The organism is Variovorax sp. OV084 (assembly GCF_900111625.1).
In the GTDB taxonomy this organism is placed as follows: domain Bacteria; phylum Pseudomonadota; class Gammaproteobacteria; order Burkholderiales; family Burkholderiaceae_C; genus Variovorax.
On record NZ_FOII01000014.1, the window covers coordinates 98,349 to 115,564 of the forward strand.

General features: G+C 65.8%; 15 protein-coding genes and 1 pseudogene. 14 read left to right on the forward strand and 2 right to left on the reverse strand.

Annotated elements, in window-relative coordinates; translation table 11 throughout:
• The 4 genes from nuoN to BMW87_RS26495 are packed head-to-tail and all read left to right on the forward strand — an operon-like array spanning position 1 to position 2,887.
• A complete protein-coding gene (nuoN, locus tag BMW87_RS26480) occupies positions 1-1,488 on the forward strand; it encodes an NADH-quinone oxidoreductase subunit NuoN (RefSeq protein WP_093057842.1) in 1,488 nt (495 codons plus the stop codon).
• A 14-nt stretch (positions 1,489-1,502) separates the two neighbouring features.
• Complete coding sequence (locus BMW87_RS26485; protein WP_093079917.1) at positions 1,503-1,808, forward strand: DUF2818 family protein; 306 nt, start codon at positions 1,503-1,505, stop codon at positions 1,806-1,808.
• A 10-nt stretch (positions 1,809-1,818) separates the two neighbouring features.
• A complete protein-coding gene (locus BMW87_RS26490; RefSeq protein WP_093079920.1) occupies positions 1,819-2,430 on the forward strand; it encodes an NUDIX domain-containing protein in 612 nt (203 codons plus the stop codon).
• 7 nt (positions 2,431-2,437) lie between these two features.
• Entirely contained in the window at positions 2,438-2,887 is a 450-nt protein-coding gene (locus BMW87_RS26495) for a DUF1178 family protein (RefSeq protein WP_093079922.1), read from the forward strand.
• A gap of 22 nt (positions 2,888-2,909) precedes the next feature.
• On the opposite strand, the gene BMW87_RS26500 is transcribed toward BMW87_RS26495, so the two are convergent.
• Positions 2,910-4,694, reverse strand: a complete 1,785-nt coding sequence (locus BMW87_RS26500) for an ABC transporter transmembrane domain-containing protein (RefSeq protein ID WP_093079925.1) — start codon at positions 4,692-4,694, stop codon at positions 2,910-2,912.
• A gap of 77 nt (positions 4,695-4,771) precedes the next feature.
• On the opposite strand from BMW87_RS26500, the gene BMW87_RS26505 reads away from it, so the two are divergent.
• From BMW87_RS26505 to BMW87_RS26520, 4 genes and pseudogenes are all read left to right on the forward strand, one after another.
• Entirely contained in the window at positions 4,772-5,308 is a 537-nt protein-coding gene (locus BMW87_RS26505; protein WP_093057837.1) for a MarR family winged helix-turn-helix transcriptional regulator, read from the forward strand.
• Complete coding sequence (locus tag BMW87_RS26510; protein WP_093079927.1) at positions 5,301-6,776, forward strand: efflux transporter outer membrane subunit; 1,476 nt, start codon at positions 5,301-5,303, stop codon at positions 6,774-6,776. Before BMW87_RS26505 ends, BMW87_RS26510 begins: the two co-directional genes overlap by 8 nt.
• Positions 6,777-6,830: 54 nt before the next feature.
• Positions 6,831-8,165, forward strand: coding sequence for an HlyD/EmrA/EmrK family protein (locus BMW87_RS26515; protein WP_093079930.1), 1,335 nt, complete (start codon positions 6,831-6,833; stop codon positions 8,163-8,165).
• 47 nt (positions 8,166-8,212) lie between these two features.
• Positions 8,213-9,778: pseudogene (locus BMW87_RS26520) on the forward strand (DHA2 family efflux MFS transporter permease subunit); the annotation flags it as partial.
• 56 nt (positions 9,779-9,834) lie between these two features.
• Here BMW87_RS26520 and BMW87_RS26525 read toward each other — a convergent pair.
• A complete protein-coding gene (locus tag BMW87_RS26525) occupies positions 9,835-11,034 on the reverse strand; it encodes an AGE family epimerase/isomerase (protein ID WP_093079932.1) in 1,200 nt (399 codons plus the stop codon).
• A 256-nt stretch (positions 11,035-11,290) separates the two neighbouring features.
• On the opposite strand from BMW87_RS26525, the gene BMW87_RS26530 reads away from it, so the two are divergent.
• The 6 genes from BMW87_RS26530 (at position 11,291) to BMW87_RS26555 (ending at position 17,196) form a co-directional block, all read left to right on the forward strand.
• Positions 11,291-12,061 carry an ABC transporter ATP-binding protein gene (locus tag BMW87_RS26530; RefSeq protein WP_093079935.1) on the forward strand — a complete coding sequence of 257 codons (771 nt, stop codon included), beginning with the start codon at positions 11,291-11,293 and terminating at the stop codon, positions 12,059-12,061.
• Positions 12,061-12,768 carry an ABC transporter ATP-binding protein gene (locus tag BMW87_RS26535; protein WP_093079937.1) on the forward strand — a complete coding sequence of 236 codons (708 nt, stop codon included), beginning with the start codon at positions 12,061-12,063 and terminating at the stop codon, positions 12,766-12,768. Before BMW87_RS26530 ends, BMW87_RS26535 begins: the two co-directional genes overlap by 1 nt.
• Before the next feature lie 113 nt (positions 12,769-12,881).
• Positions 12,882-14,030, forward strand: a complete 1,149-nt coding sequence (locus tag BMW87_RS26540) for an ABC transporter substrate-binding protein (protein ID WP_256216924.1) — start codon at positions 12,882-12,884, stop codon at positions 14,028-14,030.
• A 54-nt stretch (positions 14,031-14,084) separates the two neighbouring features.
• The gene (locus BMW87_RS26545; protein ID WP_093079940.1) at positions 14,085-15,281 is read left to right on the forward strand and encodes an ABC transporter substrate-binding protein; all 1,197 of its coding nucleotides are present in this window, start codon (positions 14,085-14,087) and stop codon (positions 15,279-15,281) included.
• Between the two features lie 42 nt (positions 15,282-15,323).
• Positions 15,324-16,199, forward strand: coding sequence for a branched-chain amino acid ABC transporter permease (locus BMW87_RS26550; protein WP_093057828.1), 876 nt, complete (start codon positions 15,324-15,326; stop codon positions 16,197-16,199).
• A gap of 10 nt (positions 16,200-16,209) precedes the next feature.
• Entirely contained in the window at positions 16,210-17,196 is a 987-nt protein-coding gene (locus tag BMW87_RS26555; RefSeq protein ID WP_176928912.1) for a branched-chain amino acid ABC transporter permease, read from the forward strand.
• Positions 17,197-17,216: the final 20 nt, after the last annotated feature.

The window sequence follows — 17,216 nt, forward strand, 5'->3', positions numbered from 1 at the left end:
ATGATTGACAAACTCAGCTGGGTCACGATCTACCCCGAAATCGTGTTGCTGGTCATGGCCTGCATCATTGCGCTGGTCGACCTGTCGGACACGAGCCCGCGCCGTACCCGCACCTATGTGTTGACGCTGGCCACGCTTGCCGTGGTCGCCGTGCTGTCGGGCCTGCAGGCCCTTGACGCCAAGACGATCTACGGCTTCGGCGGCATGGTCGTCAGCGACCCGATGGGCAACTGGCTCAAGTGCTTCGCCACCGTCGCCCTGATGGTCACGCTGGTCTACGGCCGTCCCTATGCGGCCGACCGCGAGATGCTGCGCGGCGGCGAGATGTTCACCGTCAGCATGTTCGCGCTGCTGGGCATGTTCGTGATGATCTCGGGCAGCAACTTCCTGCTGATCTACCTGGGCCTCGAACTGCTCACGCTGTCGAGCTATGCGCTGGTGGCGCTGCGCCGCGACAACGCGGTGGCCAGCGAAGCGGCGATGAAGTACTTCGTGCTCGGCGCCATGGCCAGCGGCTTCCTGCTGTATGGCCTGTCGATGATGTACGGCGCGACCGGCTCGCTCGACGTCAACGAAGTGTTCAAGACCATCGCGAGCGGCAAGGTGAACCACCAGGTGCTGGTGTTCGGCCTGGTGTTCATCGTCGCCGGCCTGGCCTTCAAGGTGGGCGCTGCGCCGTTCCACATGTGGGTGCCTGACGTCTACCAGGGCGCTCCGACTGCGATCACGCTGCTGATCGGCGCCGCGCCCGAGCTGGCTGCCTTCGCGATCATCATCCGCCTGCTGGTCGACGCTCTGCAGCCGCTTGCCATCGACTGGCAGCAGATGCTGGCCGTGCTCGCCATCGCCTCGCTGCTGGTTGGCAACCTGGCCGCCATTGCGCAGAGCAACCTGAAGCGCATGCTGGCCTATTCGACGATCTCGCAGATGGGCTTCATGCTCCTCGGCCTGGTCGCCGGCTCGGACCAGCAGGGCACCTACAACGCCCAGTACGCCTACAGCGCCTCGATGTTCTACATCGTGACCTACGTGCTGACCACGCTGGCCAGCTTCGGCATCATCCTGCTGCTGGCGCGCGAAGGCTTCGAAAGCGAAGAGATCACCGACCTGGCTGGCCTGAACCAGCGCAGCCCGCTGTACGCCGGCGTGATGGCCATTGCGATGTTCTCGCTGGCCGGTCTGCCGCCGCTGGTCGGCTTCTACGCGAAGCTGGCCGTGCTGCAGGCGCTGATTGCATCGGGCCACGCCATCTACATCGGCCTGGCCGTGTTCGCGGTGATGATGTCGCTGATCGGCGCGTTCTACTACCTGCGCGTGGTCAAGGTCATGTACTTCGACGCACCCGTCACGGCCACCACCGTGTCGGCGCCGCGCGACGTGCGCACGGTGCTCACGATCAACGGTGCGCTGATCCTGATCCTGGGCATCGTGCCCGGCGGCCTGATGACGCTTTGCTACGACGCGATCGTGGCAACCCTGGCCCACTGACGCGGCCCGACCTGGTGTCGCAAACCGCGTCGGTCTGGGTCGTTCTGCTGGTGGCCCTGGTGGCTGCCAACCTGCCGTTCTTCAACGACCGCCTGTTCGGCGTCGTGCCGCTGGTGACGAAACCCAAGTCGCTCGCGGTGCGTCTCGCCGAACTGGTGGTCTTGTACTTTCTGGCCGGCGGTATCGGGCTGCTGTTCGAGCGCAGGGCAGGGCAGATTGCCCCGCAGGGCTGGGAGTTCTATGCGGTGACTGGCGCGCTGTTCATCGTGCTGGCCTTTCCAGGATTCACCTGGCGCTATCTGATGAAGCACAGGCATTGACGAGGACGACATGACCACGCCCATCGACACCACCGATTCCCATCTGAAGGAAGAGCTCACGAGCCGCGAAGAGCTGTTCAAGGGCAAGTTCCTGGAGGCCAGGCGAGACACCATCCGGCTGCCCGATGGCCACAGCGCCACGCGCGAGTACGTGGTGCATCCGGGCGCCGTGGTGGTGATTCCGCTGCTGGACGACGGCCGCGTGGTGCTGGAGCGGCAGTTCCGCTACCCGGTCGGCCACGTGATGATCGAATTTCCGGCGGGCAAGCTCGATGCGGGCGAAGACCCTTTCGATTGCGGCCGGCGTGAACTGATTGAGGAAACCGGCTACACCGCGCGCGAATGGGCGCATGCGGGCGCCATGCACCTGGCGGTGGCGTACTCGACCGAAATCATCCACATCTACTTCGCGCGCGGCCTTTCACTCGGTGAGCGGCAGCTCGATCATGGCGAGTTTCTCGACGTGTTCACGGCCACGCCCGATGAGCTGGCCGGCTGGTGCCGCGACGGCAAAGTGACCGACGCCAAGACCCTGACCTGCACGCTCTGGCTGCAGAACGTCCTTTCGGGCGCATGGACACTGGATTGGAAGGCTGCCCCTGCGGAAGGTCACGCGGGATAATCCGCGGATGAAGGTTCTCAATCTCCGCTGCGCGCACGGCCACGGCTTCGAGGGCTGGTTCGCGTCCAACGAGGCCTTCGATAGCCAGTTGGCCAGCGGACTGGTCGAGTGCCCGGTCTGTGGCGACACCGCCATCGTCAAGCTGCTGAGCGCGCCGCGCCTCAATCTGGGCAATGCCAAGGCGCCTGAGGCTGCGGCACCGACTGCTGCCTCGAACGTTTCCGCCGAACTCTCACCCGAAGCCCGCTGGATGCGCGCCGTGCGCGAGGTGCTGGCAAAGACCGAAGACGTCGGCGACCGCTTTGCTGACGAAGCCCGGAAGATGCACTATGGCGAAGCCCAGGAGCGCGGCATTCGCGGCCAGGCGACGCCGGAGCAGACCGAAGCGCTGCTCGACGAAGGCATTCCGGTGATGGCGCTGCCGATTCCGGCGGCGTTGAAAGAAACCCTGCAGTAATCGACCAGCCGGTCGCGGCTGCTCAGGCCGTGAACTGAAGCGCAGCCAGGCGCGCGTATACACCGCCCTGCGCGACCAGCGTCGCATGCGTTCCCTGCTCGACGATTCCGCCGTGGTCCAGCACCACGATGCGATTGGCCTTCTGCACCGTTGCCAGCCGGTGAGCGATGACCAGCGTGGTCCGGTTTTCCATTGCCGATTCCAGTGCCGCCTGCACCATGCGCTCGCTTTCCGCGTCGAGTGCGCTCGTGGCTTCGTCGAGCAGCAGCAGCGGCGGGTTCTTCAGGATCGCGCGCGCAATCGCGATGCGTTGGCGCTGTCCGCCCGACAGCCGCACGCCGCGCTCGCCGAGGAAGGTGTCGTAGCCCTCGGGCAGCGCCTGCAGGAAGTCGTGGGCAAAGGCGGCGCGTGCTGCGGCATGCACTTCCTCGGTTGTCGCCTCGGGACGGCCGTAGCGGATGTTCTCGAACGCGGTGGTCGAGAAGATCACCGCGTCCTGCGGCACGAGGCCGATGCGGGTGCGCAGGTCGGGCAGGGCGAGCGAGGCCAGCGGCGCGCCGTCGAGCAGCAGGCGGCCCGATTGCGGGTCGTAGTAGCGCAGCAGCAACTGGAACACTGTGCTTTTGCCCGCGCCGCTCGATCCCACCAGGGCCACGGTTTCGCCCGGCGCGACTTCGAGGCTGAAGTCGCGCAGTGCCGGTGTGCCTGGTCGGGATGGGTAATGGAAGGTCACCGCATCGAACTTGATCGTGCTGCCCGCCACGGGGACGGGCGTGACCGTCGGGCTCGGCGGTGAAAAGATGGCGGCGGGCGCATGCAGCAACTCCATCAGCCGCTCGGTCGCGCCGGCGGCGCGCAGCAGGTCGCCGTACACCTCGCCGAGCACCGCAGTCGCGCTGGCCAGGATGGCGACGTAGACGACGGTCTGGCCCAGGTGGCCGGCCGTGATGTCGCCGCGCAGCACCGCCTGCGTGCCTTGATAAAGGCCCCAGAGCAGCGCTGCCGAGGTCGCGATGATGATGAACGCCACCAGCACCGAGCGTGCCTTGGTGCGGCGCACGGCGGTGCGAAAGGCGTTCTCGGTCGAGCCGTTGAAGCGCGCGGCCTCGCGGCCTTCAGCCGTGTAGCTCTGCACCACGGGAATAGCGTTCAGCACCTCGGCGGCAATGGCGCTCGAATCGGCCACGCGGTCCTGGCTGGCGCGCGACAGCTTGCGCACGCGGCGGCCGAACCACATGCTCGGTAGAACCACCAGCACGAGGATGCCCAGTACCTGCACCATCACGTAAGGATTGGTCCAGATCAGCACCGCCAGGGCGCCCACGCCCATCACCGCGTTGCGCAGGCCCATGCTCAGCGACGAGCCGACGACCGTCTGTACCAGCGTGGTGTCGGCCGTCAGGCGCGACAGCACTTCGCCGGTCTGCGTGGTTTCGAAGAAGACGGGGCTCTGTTTCAGCACATGGCCGTAGACCGCGTTGCGGATGTCGGCCGTCACGCGCTCGCCCAGCCAGCTCACCGTATAGAAGCGCGCCGCCGAGAAAACGCCCAGCGCCACGGCCACCGCGAAGAGGGCGCCGAAGTGCTCGCGCAGCGCCATGGTCTGGGCGCCTTTGTCGGTACTGATCAAGCCGCCGTCAATCAGATTGCGCAAAGCGATAGGGAAAACCAGCGTGGTAACCGCCGCCAGCACCAGAAAGAGGGCTGCCAGCACGATCTGCACGCGGTAGGGGCGAAGAAAAGGGCTCAGGCCCGACAGCGACCGGGGCGAGCCCTTGGCCATGGAAGACGGTGGGGTAGAAGCCATGCGCCGATTCTAACGATCCCTTGCCTCCACAAAGGCGGCCTTGACAATTACTGCCGCGGCAGCTAATATTTTGCCCCATGAGCGATGCAAACATTCCAGTAGCCCCGTCGGTCCCTGCCGACGCCGAGCGTCGCCCGCCTGTCTTCTATCGCGCGGAGACCTACTCGACCGAAGAGAGCATCGGTTATCTGATGCGCCGCATCATCACTTTGGTTGGTCAGGCAGTAGAAACCCGCATGTGCGAGCCCGGCGGCCCGACCTATCCGCAATGGTTGCCTCTCTACAAGCTGCACACCGGCGCCGCCACCACCGTGGCCGAACTGGCCCGCGCCTGCGAGCTCGACACCGGCGCCATGACGCGCCTGCTCGACCGCCTCGAAGCCAAGGGCCTGTGCCGCCGCGTGCGCTCGCTCGAAGACCGCCGCGTGGTCAACATCGAACTCACCGACGAAGGCCGTGCCGCCGCCAAGGAAGTGCCCTACGTGCTCAGCCGTGTGCAGAACGAACACCTCGCTGGCTTCAGCGCCGAAGAATGGGAGCAGCTCAAGGGTTACTTGCGCCGCATCCTCGACAACGCCCAGGCCCTCGCGGCCCGTGGAGATAAAAATGACTGATTCCCTCGCCGTGCGCGCTGTGCGTCGCACCCCCGTCGTGGCCGCAGCATTGCTCGTGGTCGCACTTGCCGGATGTGCCGACATGGCCGGCATCGGCTCGCAGGCCAAGCTGCGCGACGCCTCGTCGCTGGGCATCGCGCCCGACAGCGCCGCGGCGCCTGTGTCCCGCCTCGACAGCCAATGGTGGCTCGCCTTCGGCGACACGCAGCTCAATTCGCTGATCGACCAGGCCGTGGCCGGCAACCCCAACCTGCAGGTCGCGCAAGCCCGCCTCGCGCGCGCGCAGGCCTCCGCCGACATCGCCGGCTCGGCCCTCAAGCCGAAGGTCAACGCCGAGCTCGACCTGGATCGCCAGAAGTTCAACAGCAACTACATCTACCCCGCACCGCTGGGCGGCTCCACGCAGAACATCGGCCTGCTGCAGCTCGGCGCAAGCTGGGAGCTCGACTTCTTCGGCAAGAACCGCACCGCGCTCGACGCCGCCATCGGCTCGGCGAATGCCGCGGCTGCCGATGCGGATGCCGCCCGCGTGCTGCTCGCGAGCAACGTGGCACGCAGCTACTTTCAATGGGCGCGCCTGAACGACCAGCTCACCGTCGCCCAGCGCACGCTGGCGCAGCGCGACGAAACGCTCAAGCTCGTGCGCGACCGCGTGTCCGCCGGCCTCGACACCCGCCTTGAATTGCGCCAGAGCGAAGGCGGCCTGCCCGAGGCACGCCAGCAGATCGAATCGCTCAACGAGCAGATCGCGCTGCAACAGCACGCGCTCGACGCGCTCGTCGGCCAGCCGAATGTGTCGGCATCGCTCAAGCCGCCGGTGCTTGCTGGCGTCAAGCCGATGGCACTGCAGGGGAGCATTCCGGCCGACCTGCTCGGCCGCCGCGCCGACATCGCCGCCGCGCGCTGGCGCGTCGAGGCAGCCACGAGCGACGTGGCCAACGCCAAGACGCTCTTCTATCCCAACGTGAACCTCACGGCCTTCGTCGGCTTCCAGAGCCTGGGCTTCGGCAAGCTGCTGAAGTCGGGCAGCGAGCAGTGGGGCGTGGGCCCGGCCATCAGCCTGCCGATCTTCGAAGGCGGCAAGCTGCGCGCAAACCTGCGCGGCAAGTCGGCCGACCTCGACGTGGCCATCGAAAGCTACAACGCCACCGTGCTCGACGCGGTGCGCGACGCGGCCGACCAGGTCACGAGCGCGCAGTCGATCACGCGCCAGCAAACCGAACAACGCGCAGCGCAGACCGCTGCCGAAGGCGCCTACGACATCGCCGTGCAGCGCTACCGCGCGGGCCTCGGCAACTACCTCAACGTGCTGACCGCGGAAACCTCCGTGCTGGCGCAGCGCCGGCTGGCCGTCGACCTCGCCGCCCGCGCGCTCGACACGCAGGTGGGCCTGGCGCGCGCGCTGGGCGGCGGCTGGCAGCCCCCGGCCACGGCCACCGCCTCGGCCCCCGCGGCCGCAGTGAACTGAACAAGAACCGACCAGAACTGACCCGACTTCCTCGTCTTCGGAAAGAACTTCATCATGAGCGACAACAACACTCCGACGCCCGCTGCAGCTGCAGCTCCTGCAGCCTCCGAGGCGCCCGCCAACAGCGGCAAGCGCCGCCGCGCACTCACCGCGCTCGCCGCGGTGGTGATCGTCGTCGGCGGCGGCTGGGGCCTCTACGAATGGCTGGTTGCCAGCCACTACGAGGACACCGACAACGCCTACGTGCAGGGCAACGTCATCCAGATCACGCCGCAGATCGGCGGCACCGTGATGGCCATCGGCGCCGACGACACCGACTTCGTGAAGGCCGGCCAGCCCCTGGTGCAGCTCGACCCAGCCGATGCCAAGGTGTCGCTCGAACAGGCCGAAGCCGCCCTCGCGCAGGCCGTGCGCCAGGTGCGCACGCTGTACGCCAACAACGGCTCGCTGGCCGCGCAGGTCACGCTGCGCCAGTCCGACATCGTGAAGGCGCAGAGCGACATCGCCAAGGCGCAGGACGACCTGCAGCGCCGCCGCGCGCTGTCGGGCAACGGCGCCGTGTCGAAGGAAGAACTCAACCACGCCGAGACGCAGCTCGACACCGCCAAGAGCGCACTCGCCGCGGCGCAGGCCGGCGTGGTCGCCGCGAAGGAAGCGCTGGTCAGCAACCAGTCGCTGACCGACGGCACCAGCGTGGCCCAGCACCCTAGCGTGCTGGCCGCCGCCGCCAAGGTGCGCGAGGCCTACCTCGCCACCCAGCGCGTGGCCATGCCCGCACCGGTCGACGGCTATGTCGCCAAGCGCACCGTGCAGCTCGGCCAGCGCGTGGCCGCCGGCACGCCGATGATGTCGATCGTGCCGCTCAACCAGCTGTGGGTCGACGCCAACTTCAAGGAAGTGCAGCTGCGCAACATCCGCATCGACCAGCCCGTGAAGCTCACGGCCGACGTGTACGGCAAGAAGGTCGAGTACACCGGCAAGGTTGCGGGCCTGGGCGTCGGCACCGGCAGTGCGTTCGCGCTGCTGCCCGCGCAGAACGCCACCGGCAACTGGATCAAGGTGGTGCAGCGCGTGCCCGTGCGCATCGCGCTCGACCCCGAGCAGCTCAAGGCCAACCCGCTGCGCATCGGCCTGTCGATGGACGCCGAAGTCGACATCTCGTCCAAGAGCGGCAAGATGCTCGCCGACGCGCCGCGCGCCACTGCGCTGACGCAGACGGCCGTGTACAGCCAGCTCGACCGCGGCGCCGACGCCGAAGTCGACCGCATCGTCGCGGCCAACCTCGGCCGCAGCGCACCGGCAACGGCCACCGCGCCGTCGAAGGGCTCGGCGGCACCGTCGAGCGCGCCCGCCGCGGCATCGGTGGCAGTGCAGGGGCAGCCGGGCTGATCGCCCGCGCTTCCCTCGGGTAATTCAGGCAAACAGTTCGCGCGACCGCAATGGCCACCGCTGCTCCTGCTTACGTTGCGCATCCACCGCTCGAAGGCGCAGCCCGCGTCTGGGGCACGGTAGCGCTGTCTGCGGCAACCTTCATGAACGTGCTCGATTCGTCGATCGCGAACGTGTCGTTGCCCGCCATCTCGGGCGACCTGGGCGTGAGTACCACGCAAGGCACCTGGGTCATCACCAGCTTCGCGGTGGCCAACGCCATCGCGGTGCCGCTCACGGGCTTCATGACGCAGCGCTTCGGACAGGTGCGCCTGTTCATGGCCAGCGTGATCCTGTTCATGGTCGCCTCGCTGCTGTGCGGCCTGGCACCGAACATGACGACGCTGATCGCCTTCCGCGCGCTGCAGGGCTTCGTTGCGGGTCCGATGATTCCGCTGTCGCAGACGCTGCTGCTGTCGAGCTATCCGCGCGCCAAGGCAGGCCTTGCGATGGCCATGTGGTCGATGACCACGCTGGTCGCGCCGGTGATGGGGCCGCTGCTGGGCGGCTGGATCACCGACAACATCTCGTGGCCGTGGATCTTCTACATCAACATCCCCGTGGGCATCGTCGCGGCCGCCATCACCTGGACGCTGTACCGCAAGCGCGAGAGCAGCACGCACAAGGTGCCTATCGACGCCGTCGGCCTCGCGCTGCTGGTGCTGTGGGTGGGCTCGCTGCAACTGATGCTCGACAAGGGCAAGGAGCTCGACTGGTTCCACTCGGCGCAGATCGTCACGCTGGCGGTGGTGTCCGTAGTCGGCTTCGCGTTCTTCCTGGTCTGGGAGCTGACCGACAAGCACCCGGTGGTCGACCTGTCGCTGTTCAAGCGCCGCAACTTCTGGTCGGGCGCCGTGGCAACGGCCGTGGCCTACGGCCTGTTCTTCGGCAACGTGGTGCTGCTGCCGCTGTGGCTGCAGCAGTGGATGGGCTACACCGCCACGCAGGCGGGGATGATCATGGCGCCCGTGGGGCTGCTGGCGATCTTCTTCTCGCCGGTGGTGGGGCTCACGGTGGCCAAGATCGATCCGCGCCGCTACGCGACCTTCTCGTTCCTGGTGTTCGCACTGGTGCTGTGGATGCGGTCGAACTTCAACACGCAGGCCGACTTCGTCACCATCATCATCCCGACGGTGATCCAGGGCATCGCGATGGCGTTCTTCTTCATCCCGCTCGTGACCATCACGCTGTCGGGCCTCACGCCAGACCGGATCCCGGCCGCGTCGGGGCTGTCGAACTTCCTGCGGATCACTGCGGGTGCGATGGGCACGTCGATCACCACCACGCTGTGGGACAACCGTGCCACGCTGCACCATACGCAACTGGCCGAGACGATCAACCAGGGCAACAACGCAGCCACGAGCGCGATGTCTGGGCTCAACGCCAGCGGCTTCAGCGCCGACCAGGTGCTGGGGCAGATCAACCGCATCGTCGACCAGCAGGCCTACATGCTGGCCACGAACGACATCTTCTACGCGTCGGCGATCCTGTTCCTGCTGCTGATTCCGCTGGTGTGGCTGGCAAGGCCGCAGAAGGGCGGCGCTGGTGGCGACGCCGCAGCCGGAGCACACTGACCGCGCATCGTCCTCACACCATTCACCCCCAGCCTCCGCAAGGAGCCTGGGGGTTCTTATTTGCGCAGCGCCCTGAGCACGTCGTGGCACGCGCCCATGGTGTGATAGTCGGTCTTGCCGGCGGGGCTCTTCTCGTCGCTGATCTTCCGGTTCTGCGGCGTGAGGATGCGATACCAGGCACCGTACCGGTGGTCGACGAAGTGCTCCCAGCTGTAGGCCCAGATGCTGTCGTACCAGTCCCAGTAGCTGGCCTCGCCGGTGCGCACCGCGAGCAGGGCGGCCGCCGCGAAGCTCTCGGCCTGTACCCAGAAGTACTTGTCGTCGTCGCTCACTTTGCCGTCGGGGCCGAAGCCGTAGACCAGCCCGCCGTTGTCGGCGTCCCAGCCGCGGAACATGGCGGTGTCGAAGAAATGGCGCGCGCGCGGCACGATCCAGTCGGCCGTACGGTCCTTGGTGGCGAGATGGCCTTCGAGCTGCAGCAGCAGCTTGGCCCATTCGGTCAGGTGGCCGGTCTGGAAGCCCCAGGGCCTGAAGATGTTGCTCTTGTCTCCGCGGTTGTAGTCCCAGTCGACCGACCAGTCTTCGCGGTAGTGTTCCCAGACCAGTCCGTCTGCCAGCGCGGCCTGCTTGCCGGTCACTGATTCGGCCACTGCCAGCGCGCGGTCGAGGTAGCGCGTTTGCTGCGTGGCTTCGAATGCGGCCATCAGGGCCTCGCAGGCGTGCATGTTGGCGTTCTGTCCGCGATAGGCGCCGATGCGCCAGTCGGTGGTGGCCTCGTCGGCATAGAGCTGGTGCCGTGGCTCCCAGAAATGCTGCTCCATCAGTTGCCAGGTGTGCTCCAGCCCCGCATACGCTTCCTCGATGCCGGCCATCAGCGCATGCGCTTGCGCGAGCAGCACGAAGTCCAGGCCGTAGCAGTGATTGGTGCCGTCCTGCACGGTGGCGCGCTGCTGATGCCAGTCGATCTGCCATGCATAGCCGCCACCCGGCTGCCGATGCGCATGCTCGACGAACGCAAGGCCGTGCCGCGCGGCTGCAAGATGCGCGGGAATGCCGAAGCGGCGATACGCCATCGCATGGTTGAACACGAAGCGCGTGCTGCTCACGAGATGGCGCGTACGCCGGTCGTACACCGTGCCGTCGTCCTTGAAGAAATGAAAGAAGCCGCCCGTGGCATCGAGGTCGCGCGGCTCGTAGAAAGCCAGCGTGTGCAGGATGTGGTCGGTCAGGAAGTCGGGAGAGCGGAAGTCCGGCATGTTGGTTGCAGTCTACGCAGACCCCAGTGCGCACCGGCTTGGGGTTTCCGATGCCGCCGGAGCTTTCTTTGTCGTCACAACGACAGTCCCCGATTCGAATGTGCGCCGGTCCGTGCAGGTTGCACTGCAGCATAGGCATTTGCCCCAGTATGCAAGCGGGGTAGGCCCACGAACAATCGGTCCGCGCTCGATGGTGGCGCATTGAGATGGACCGCATGACCGATATTCTTTTTCCGTACCCGGGCGACTTCGCGAGATGAGCGACGTCATTCTCGAAACACGCCAGCTCACCAAGGAATTCAAAGGGTTCACGGCGGTCAGCAAGGTCGACCTGTCGGTGGTGCGCGGATCCATCCACGCGCTCATCGGTCCGAACGGTGCCGGCAAGACGACCTGCTTCAACCTGCTCACCAAGTTCCTCGAACCGACCACCGGTACGATCCTGTTCAACGGGCAGGACATCACCGGCGAGCGGCCCGCGCAGATCGCGCGGCGCGGCATCATCCGCTCGTTCCAGATCTCGGCCGTGTTCCCGCATCTCACGCTGCTCGAGAACGTGCGGCTGGGCCTGCAACGCAGGCTGGGCACCTCGTACCACTTCTGGAAGAGCGAGAAGTCGCTCAAGCCATTGGATGCCAGAGCCCGCGAGCTGCTGGCTGAAGTCGGCCTCGAAGAACTCGCCGACGAACAGACCGTGAACCTGCCCTACGGCCGCAAGCGCGCGCTCGAGATCGCGACCACGCTCGCAATGGAACCCGAGCTGATGCTGCTCGACGAACCTACGCAGGGCATGGGCCATGAAGACGTGCACCGCGTGGCCGAACTCATCAAGCGCGTGTCGGCCGGACGCACCATCCTGATGGTCGAACACAACATGAGCGTGGTCTCGACCATTGCCGACACCATCACCGTGCTGCAGCGCGGCGCCGTGCTGGCCGAAGGCCCGTACGCCGAAGTCTCGAAGAACCCGCAGGTGATGGAAGCCTACATGGGCACCACCGACGGCCAACTCCAAGGGGCCCACTGATGACCGCCGCATTGGAAATCAAGGGCCTTCAAGCCTGGTACGGCGAATCGCACGTGCTGCACGGCGTCGACATGGTCGTGCAGCCCGGTGAGGTAGTCACGCTGCTGGGCCGCAACGGCGCGGGCCGCACCACCACGCTGCGCGCCATCATGGGCCTGACCGGCGCACGCAAGGGCAGCATCGAGGTCAATGGCAAAGAGACCATCGGCATGCCGACGCACCGCATTGCGCACCTGGGCATCGGCTATTGCCCTGAAGAGCGCGGCATCTTCGCCAGCCTCTCGTGCGAGGAAAACCTCCTGCTGCCGCCCGAACTCAAAGGCGCGGGGCAGGGCATGTCGGTCGAAGAGATCTACGCCATGTTCCCCAACCTGGCCGAGCGCCGCAACAGCCAGGGCACGCGCCTGTCGGGCGGCGAGCAGCAGATGCTGGCCGTGGCGCGCATCCTGCGCACGGGCGCCAAGCTGCTCTTGCTCGACGAGATTTCCGAAGGCCTCGCGCCCGTCATCGTGCAGGCGCTGGCCCGCATGATCACTACGCTGCGCTCCAAGGGCTACACCATCGTCATGGTGGAGCAGAACTTCCGCTTCGCCGCGCCGCTGGCCGACCGCTTCTACGTGATGGAGCACGGCCGCATCGTCGAGAAGTTCGGCGCTGCCGAGCTCGAAGCCAAGATGCCAGTGCTCACCGAGCTGCTCGGCGTCTGAAGCAAAAGACACGTCCACAAGACCTTTTCTCGCATCCCACAAAGATTTCTTCAGGAGACAACACCATGAACAAAAAACTCGGCCTCATCGCTACCGCCGTCGCTGTCCTTGCCATGGGCGCAGGCGCCGCGCAGGCGCAGGAAAAAGTGAAGATCGGCTTCGTCACCGACCTGTCGAGCCTGTATGCCGACCTCGAAGGCAAGGGCGGCGCCACCGCCATCCAGATGGCCATCGACGACTTCGGCGGCAAGGCGCTGGGCCAGCCCATCGAGCTGCTGGTTGCCGACCACCAGAACAAGGCCGACATCGCCGCCTCCAAGGCCCGCGAATGGATCGACACGGCCGGCGTGACCATGGTCTTCGGCGGCACCAACTCCGGTACCGCGCTGGCCACCGCCAAGGTTGCGGAAGAGAAGAAGCGCGTGTACTTCAACAACGGCGCAGGCAGCTCGGTGCTCACCAACGAGCAGTGCAGCCCCTATACCATCCACTACGCCTACGACACCGTGGCGCTGGCCAAAGGCACCGGCGCGGCGGTTGTAGACCGCGGCGGCAAGAGCTGGTTCTTCCTGACGGCCGACTACGCCTTCGGCCACGCGCTCGAAGCCGACACCACCAAGGTGGTGAAGGAAAAGGGCGGCACGGTGGTGGGCGCGGTGCGCCATCCGCTGAACGCTTCGGACTTCTCCTCGTTCCTGCTGCAGGCGCAGAACTCCAAGGCGCAGATCCTGGGCCTGGCCAACGCCGGTGGCGACACCATCAACTCGATCAAGGCGGCCAAGGAATTCGGCATCAACAAGACCATGAAGACCGCCGGTCTGCTGGTCTTTCTGAGCGACATCCACAGCCTGGGCCTGAAGAACACCGAAGGCCTGCTGCACACCACCAGCTGGTACTGGGACCTGAACGACGAATCGCGCAAGTTCGCCAACCGCTTCTTCGAGAAGACCAAGCGCATGCCGACCGACGTGCAGGCCGCCGACTACTCGGCCACCATGACCTACCTGAAGGCCGTGGCCGCCGCCAAGACCACCGACTCCGACAAGGTGATGGCGCAGCTCAAGAGCACCAAGGTCGACGACTTCTATGCCAAGGGCACCATCCGTGCCGACGGCAGCTTCATCCACGACATGTACCTGGTCGAAGTGAAGTCGCCCGCCGAATCGAAGAAGCCCTGGGACTACCTGAAGGTGCTCAAGACGCTGCCGGGCGACCAGGTCTTCACGACCAAGGCCGAGACGAAATGCGCTCTCTGGAAATAACCGGCTGACGCCGCGCCAGACCCTTCCACCGAAGTCAACCGAGAGAACCATCCCATGAAACGCACGCTCATCGCCTCTGCCTGCCTCGCCGCTACCTGCCTCATGGCCGTTGGCGCCGCGAAGGCCCAGGACAAGGTCAAGATCGGTTTCATCACCGACATGTCGAGCCTCTACGCGGACGTGGAGGGCAAGAACGGCGCCCTCGCGATCCAGATGGCCATCGACGACTTCGGCGGCAAGGTCAACGGCATGCCCATCGAGCTGCTGCAGGCCGACCACCAGAACAAGGCCGACATCGCCGCCTCCAAGGCGCGCGAATGGATCGACACGCAGGGCCTGACGATGCTGTTCGGCGGCACCAGTTCGGGCACCGCCCTGGCCATGGCCAAGGTGGCGCAAGAGAAGAAGCGCGTATTCGTCGTGAACGGCGCGGGCAGTTCGGCGCTCACCAACGAGCAGTGCAGCCCCTACACCGTGCACTACGCCTACGACACCGTGGCGCTGGCCAAGGGCACCGGCAGCGCGGTGATTGCGCGCGGCGACAAGAGCTGGTATTTCCTCACTGCCGACTACGCCTTCGGCCAGGCGCTGGAGGCCGATGCCTCCAAGGTCGTGAAGGAGAAGGGCGGCACCGTGGTGGGCAGCGTGAAGCATCCGCTCAACACCTCCGACTTCTCTTCGTTCCTGCTGCAGGCGCAGAACTCCAAGGCCCAGGTGCTGGCGCTGGCCAATGCAGGCGGCGACACCATCAACTCGATCAAGGCGGCCAAGGAATTCGGCATCACCAAGACCATGAAGATGGTCGGCCTGCTGGTGTTCGTGACCGACGTGCACAGCCTGGGCCTGAAGAACACAGAAGGCCTGCTGCTCACCACCAGCTGGGACTGGAACCTCGACGACAAGACGCGCGCCTTCGGCAAGCGCTTCTTCGAGAAGACCAAGCGCATGCCCACCGACATCCAGGCCGCCGACTACTCGGCCACCATGACCTACCTGAAGGCCGTGCAGGCTGCCAAGACGGTCGATGCCGACAAGGTGATGGAGACGATCAAGGCCACGCCCATCGACGACTTCTACGCAAAGGGCACCGTGCGCGCCGACGGCCGCTTCGTGCACGACATGTACCTGGTGCAGGTCAAGTCGCCGGCCGAATCCAAGCAGCCGTGGGACTACTACAAGGTAATCCAGAAGCTCAAGGGCGAAGAGGTCTTCACGACGAAGGCCGAGAGCAAGTGCGCCCTCTGGAAGTGATCCCCCGCGGGCGCGCAGCCGCCCGGGTTCGTTGAAACGCTTATGACCATTTCCCTTCCCGCGCTTTTGAGCCAGCTCCTCCTGGGGTTGGTCAACGGCTCCTTCTACGCCATCCTGAGCCTCGGGCTGGCGGTGATCTTCGGCCTGCTCAACGTCATCAACTTCGCACATGGCGCGCTGTTCATGCTCGGCGCTGTCCTCACGTGGATGGCGATGGAGTACCTCGGCGTCAACTACTGGGTGATGCTGATCGCGGCGCCCGTCGTCATCGGCATCTTCGGCGTGCTCATCGAGCGCCTGCTGCTGCGCTGGATCTACAAGCTCGACCACCTCTACGGCCTGCTGCTCACGCTGGGCCTCACGCTGCTGATCGAGGGCGTGTTCCGCTCGATCTACGGCGTGTCGGGGCTGCCCTACGACGCGCCCGATGCGCTGTCGAGCGCCACCGACCTGGGCTTCATGGTGCTGCCGAACTACCGCGCCTGGGTGGTCGTTGCCTCGCTCGTGGTGTGCTTCGCCACCTGGTACGTGATCGAGAAGACGCGCCTGGGTGCCTACCTGCGCGCCGGCACCGAGAACCCGCGGCTCGTGGAAGCCTTCGGCGTCAACGTGCCGTTGATGATCACGCTGACCTACGCCTTTGGCTGCGCGCTCGCGGCCTTCGCAGGCGTGCTGGCCGCGCCGGTGATGCAGGTGTCGCCGCTGATGGGGCAGAACCTCATCATCGTGGTGTTCGCCGTGGTGGTGATCGGCGGGATGGGTTCGATCATGGGCGCCATCCTCACGGGCCTCGGGCTCGGTGTGATCGAAGGGCTCACCAAGGTTTTCTATCCCGAGGCATCGTCTACGGTTGTGTTCGTGATCATGGTCATCGTGCTGTTGATTCGCCCCGCCGGCCTGTTCGGCAAAGAAAAGTAAGGCGAACGGCATGAACATGAAAAAAATCTCCACCGTCGTCTACGCCTTGCTGCTGGTCGCGCTGCTCCTGGCGCCGTTCTTCGGCGCCTACCCGGTGTTCGTGATGAAGCTGATGTGCTTCGCACTCTTCGCCGCGGCCTTCAACCTGCTGCTGGGCTTCACGGGCCTGCTGTCCTTCGGCCATGCGGCCTTCCTTGGTGGCTCCGCGTATGTGGCCGGCCATGCCATCAAGGTCTGGGGCCTCACGCCCGAACTGGGCCTGATCGCGGGCACGCTCACTGGCGCTTTCCTCGGCTGGCTCTTCGGCGTGCTGGCCATTCGCCGGCAGGGCATCTACTTCGCGATGATCACGCTGGCGCTCGCGCAGATGATGTTCTTCGTCGCGCTGCAGGCCAAGTTCACGGGCGGCGAAGACGGCCTGCAGGGCGTGCCGCGGGGCAAGCTGTTCGGCCTGATCGATCTGTCGAACGACCTCACGATGTACTACGTCGCGCTGGTCATCGTGGTCGCGGCCTTCCTGCTGATCGTGCGCACCATCCACTCGCCCTTCGGGCAGGTGTTGAAGGGCATCAAGGAGAACGAGCCGCGCGCGCTGTCGCTGGGCTACGACGTGAGCCGCTTCAAGCTGCTGGCCTTCGTGATCTCCGCGGCGCTGTCGGGCCTGGCCGGTTCGCTCAAGACGCTGGTGCTGGGCTTCGCCACGCTGTCGGACGTGCACTGGACCGCTTCGGGCCAGGTCATCCTGATGACGCTGGTGGGCGGCCTAGGCACGCTCTCGGGGCCGCTGGTGGGCTCGGCGGTGGTGGTGCTGCTCGAGAACAAGATCGGCGAACTCGGCAACTTCCTGGCGCGCATCACGACGATCGACTGGTTCAACACGCTGGGCGAGTCGGTGACCATGGTCACGGGCCTGATCTTCGTGATCTGCGTGCTGGCGTTCCGCAAGGGGATCATGGGCGAGATCATTGCGTTCATCGAGCGGCGACGAGCCAAATAGCAAGCAAGGCAACTGCAATG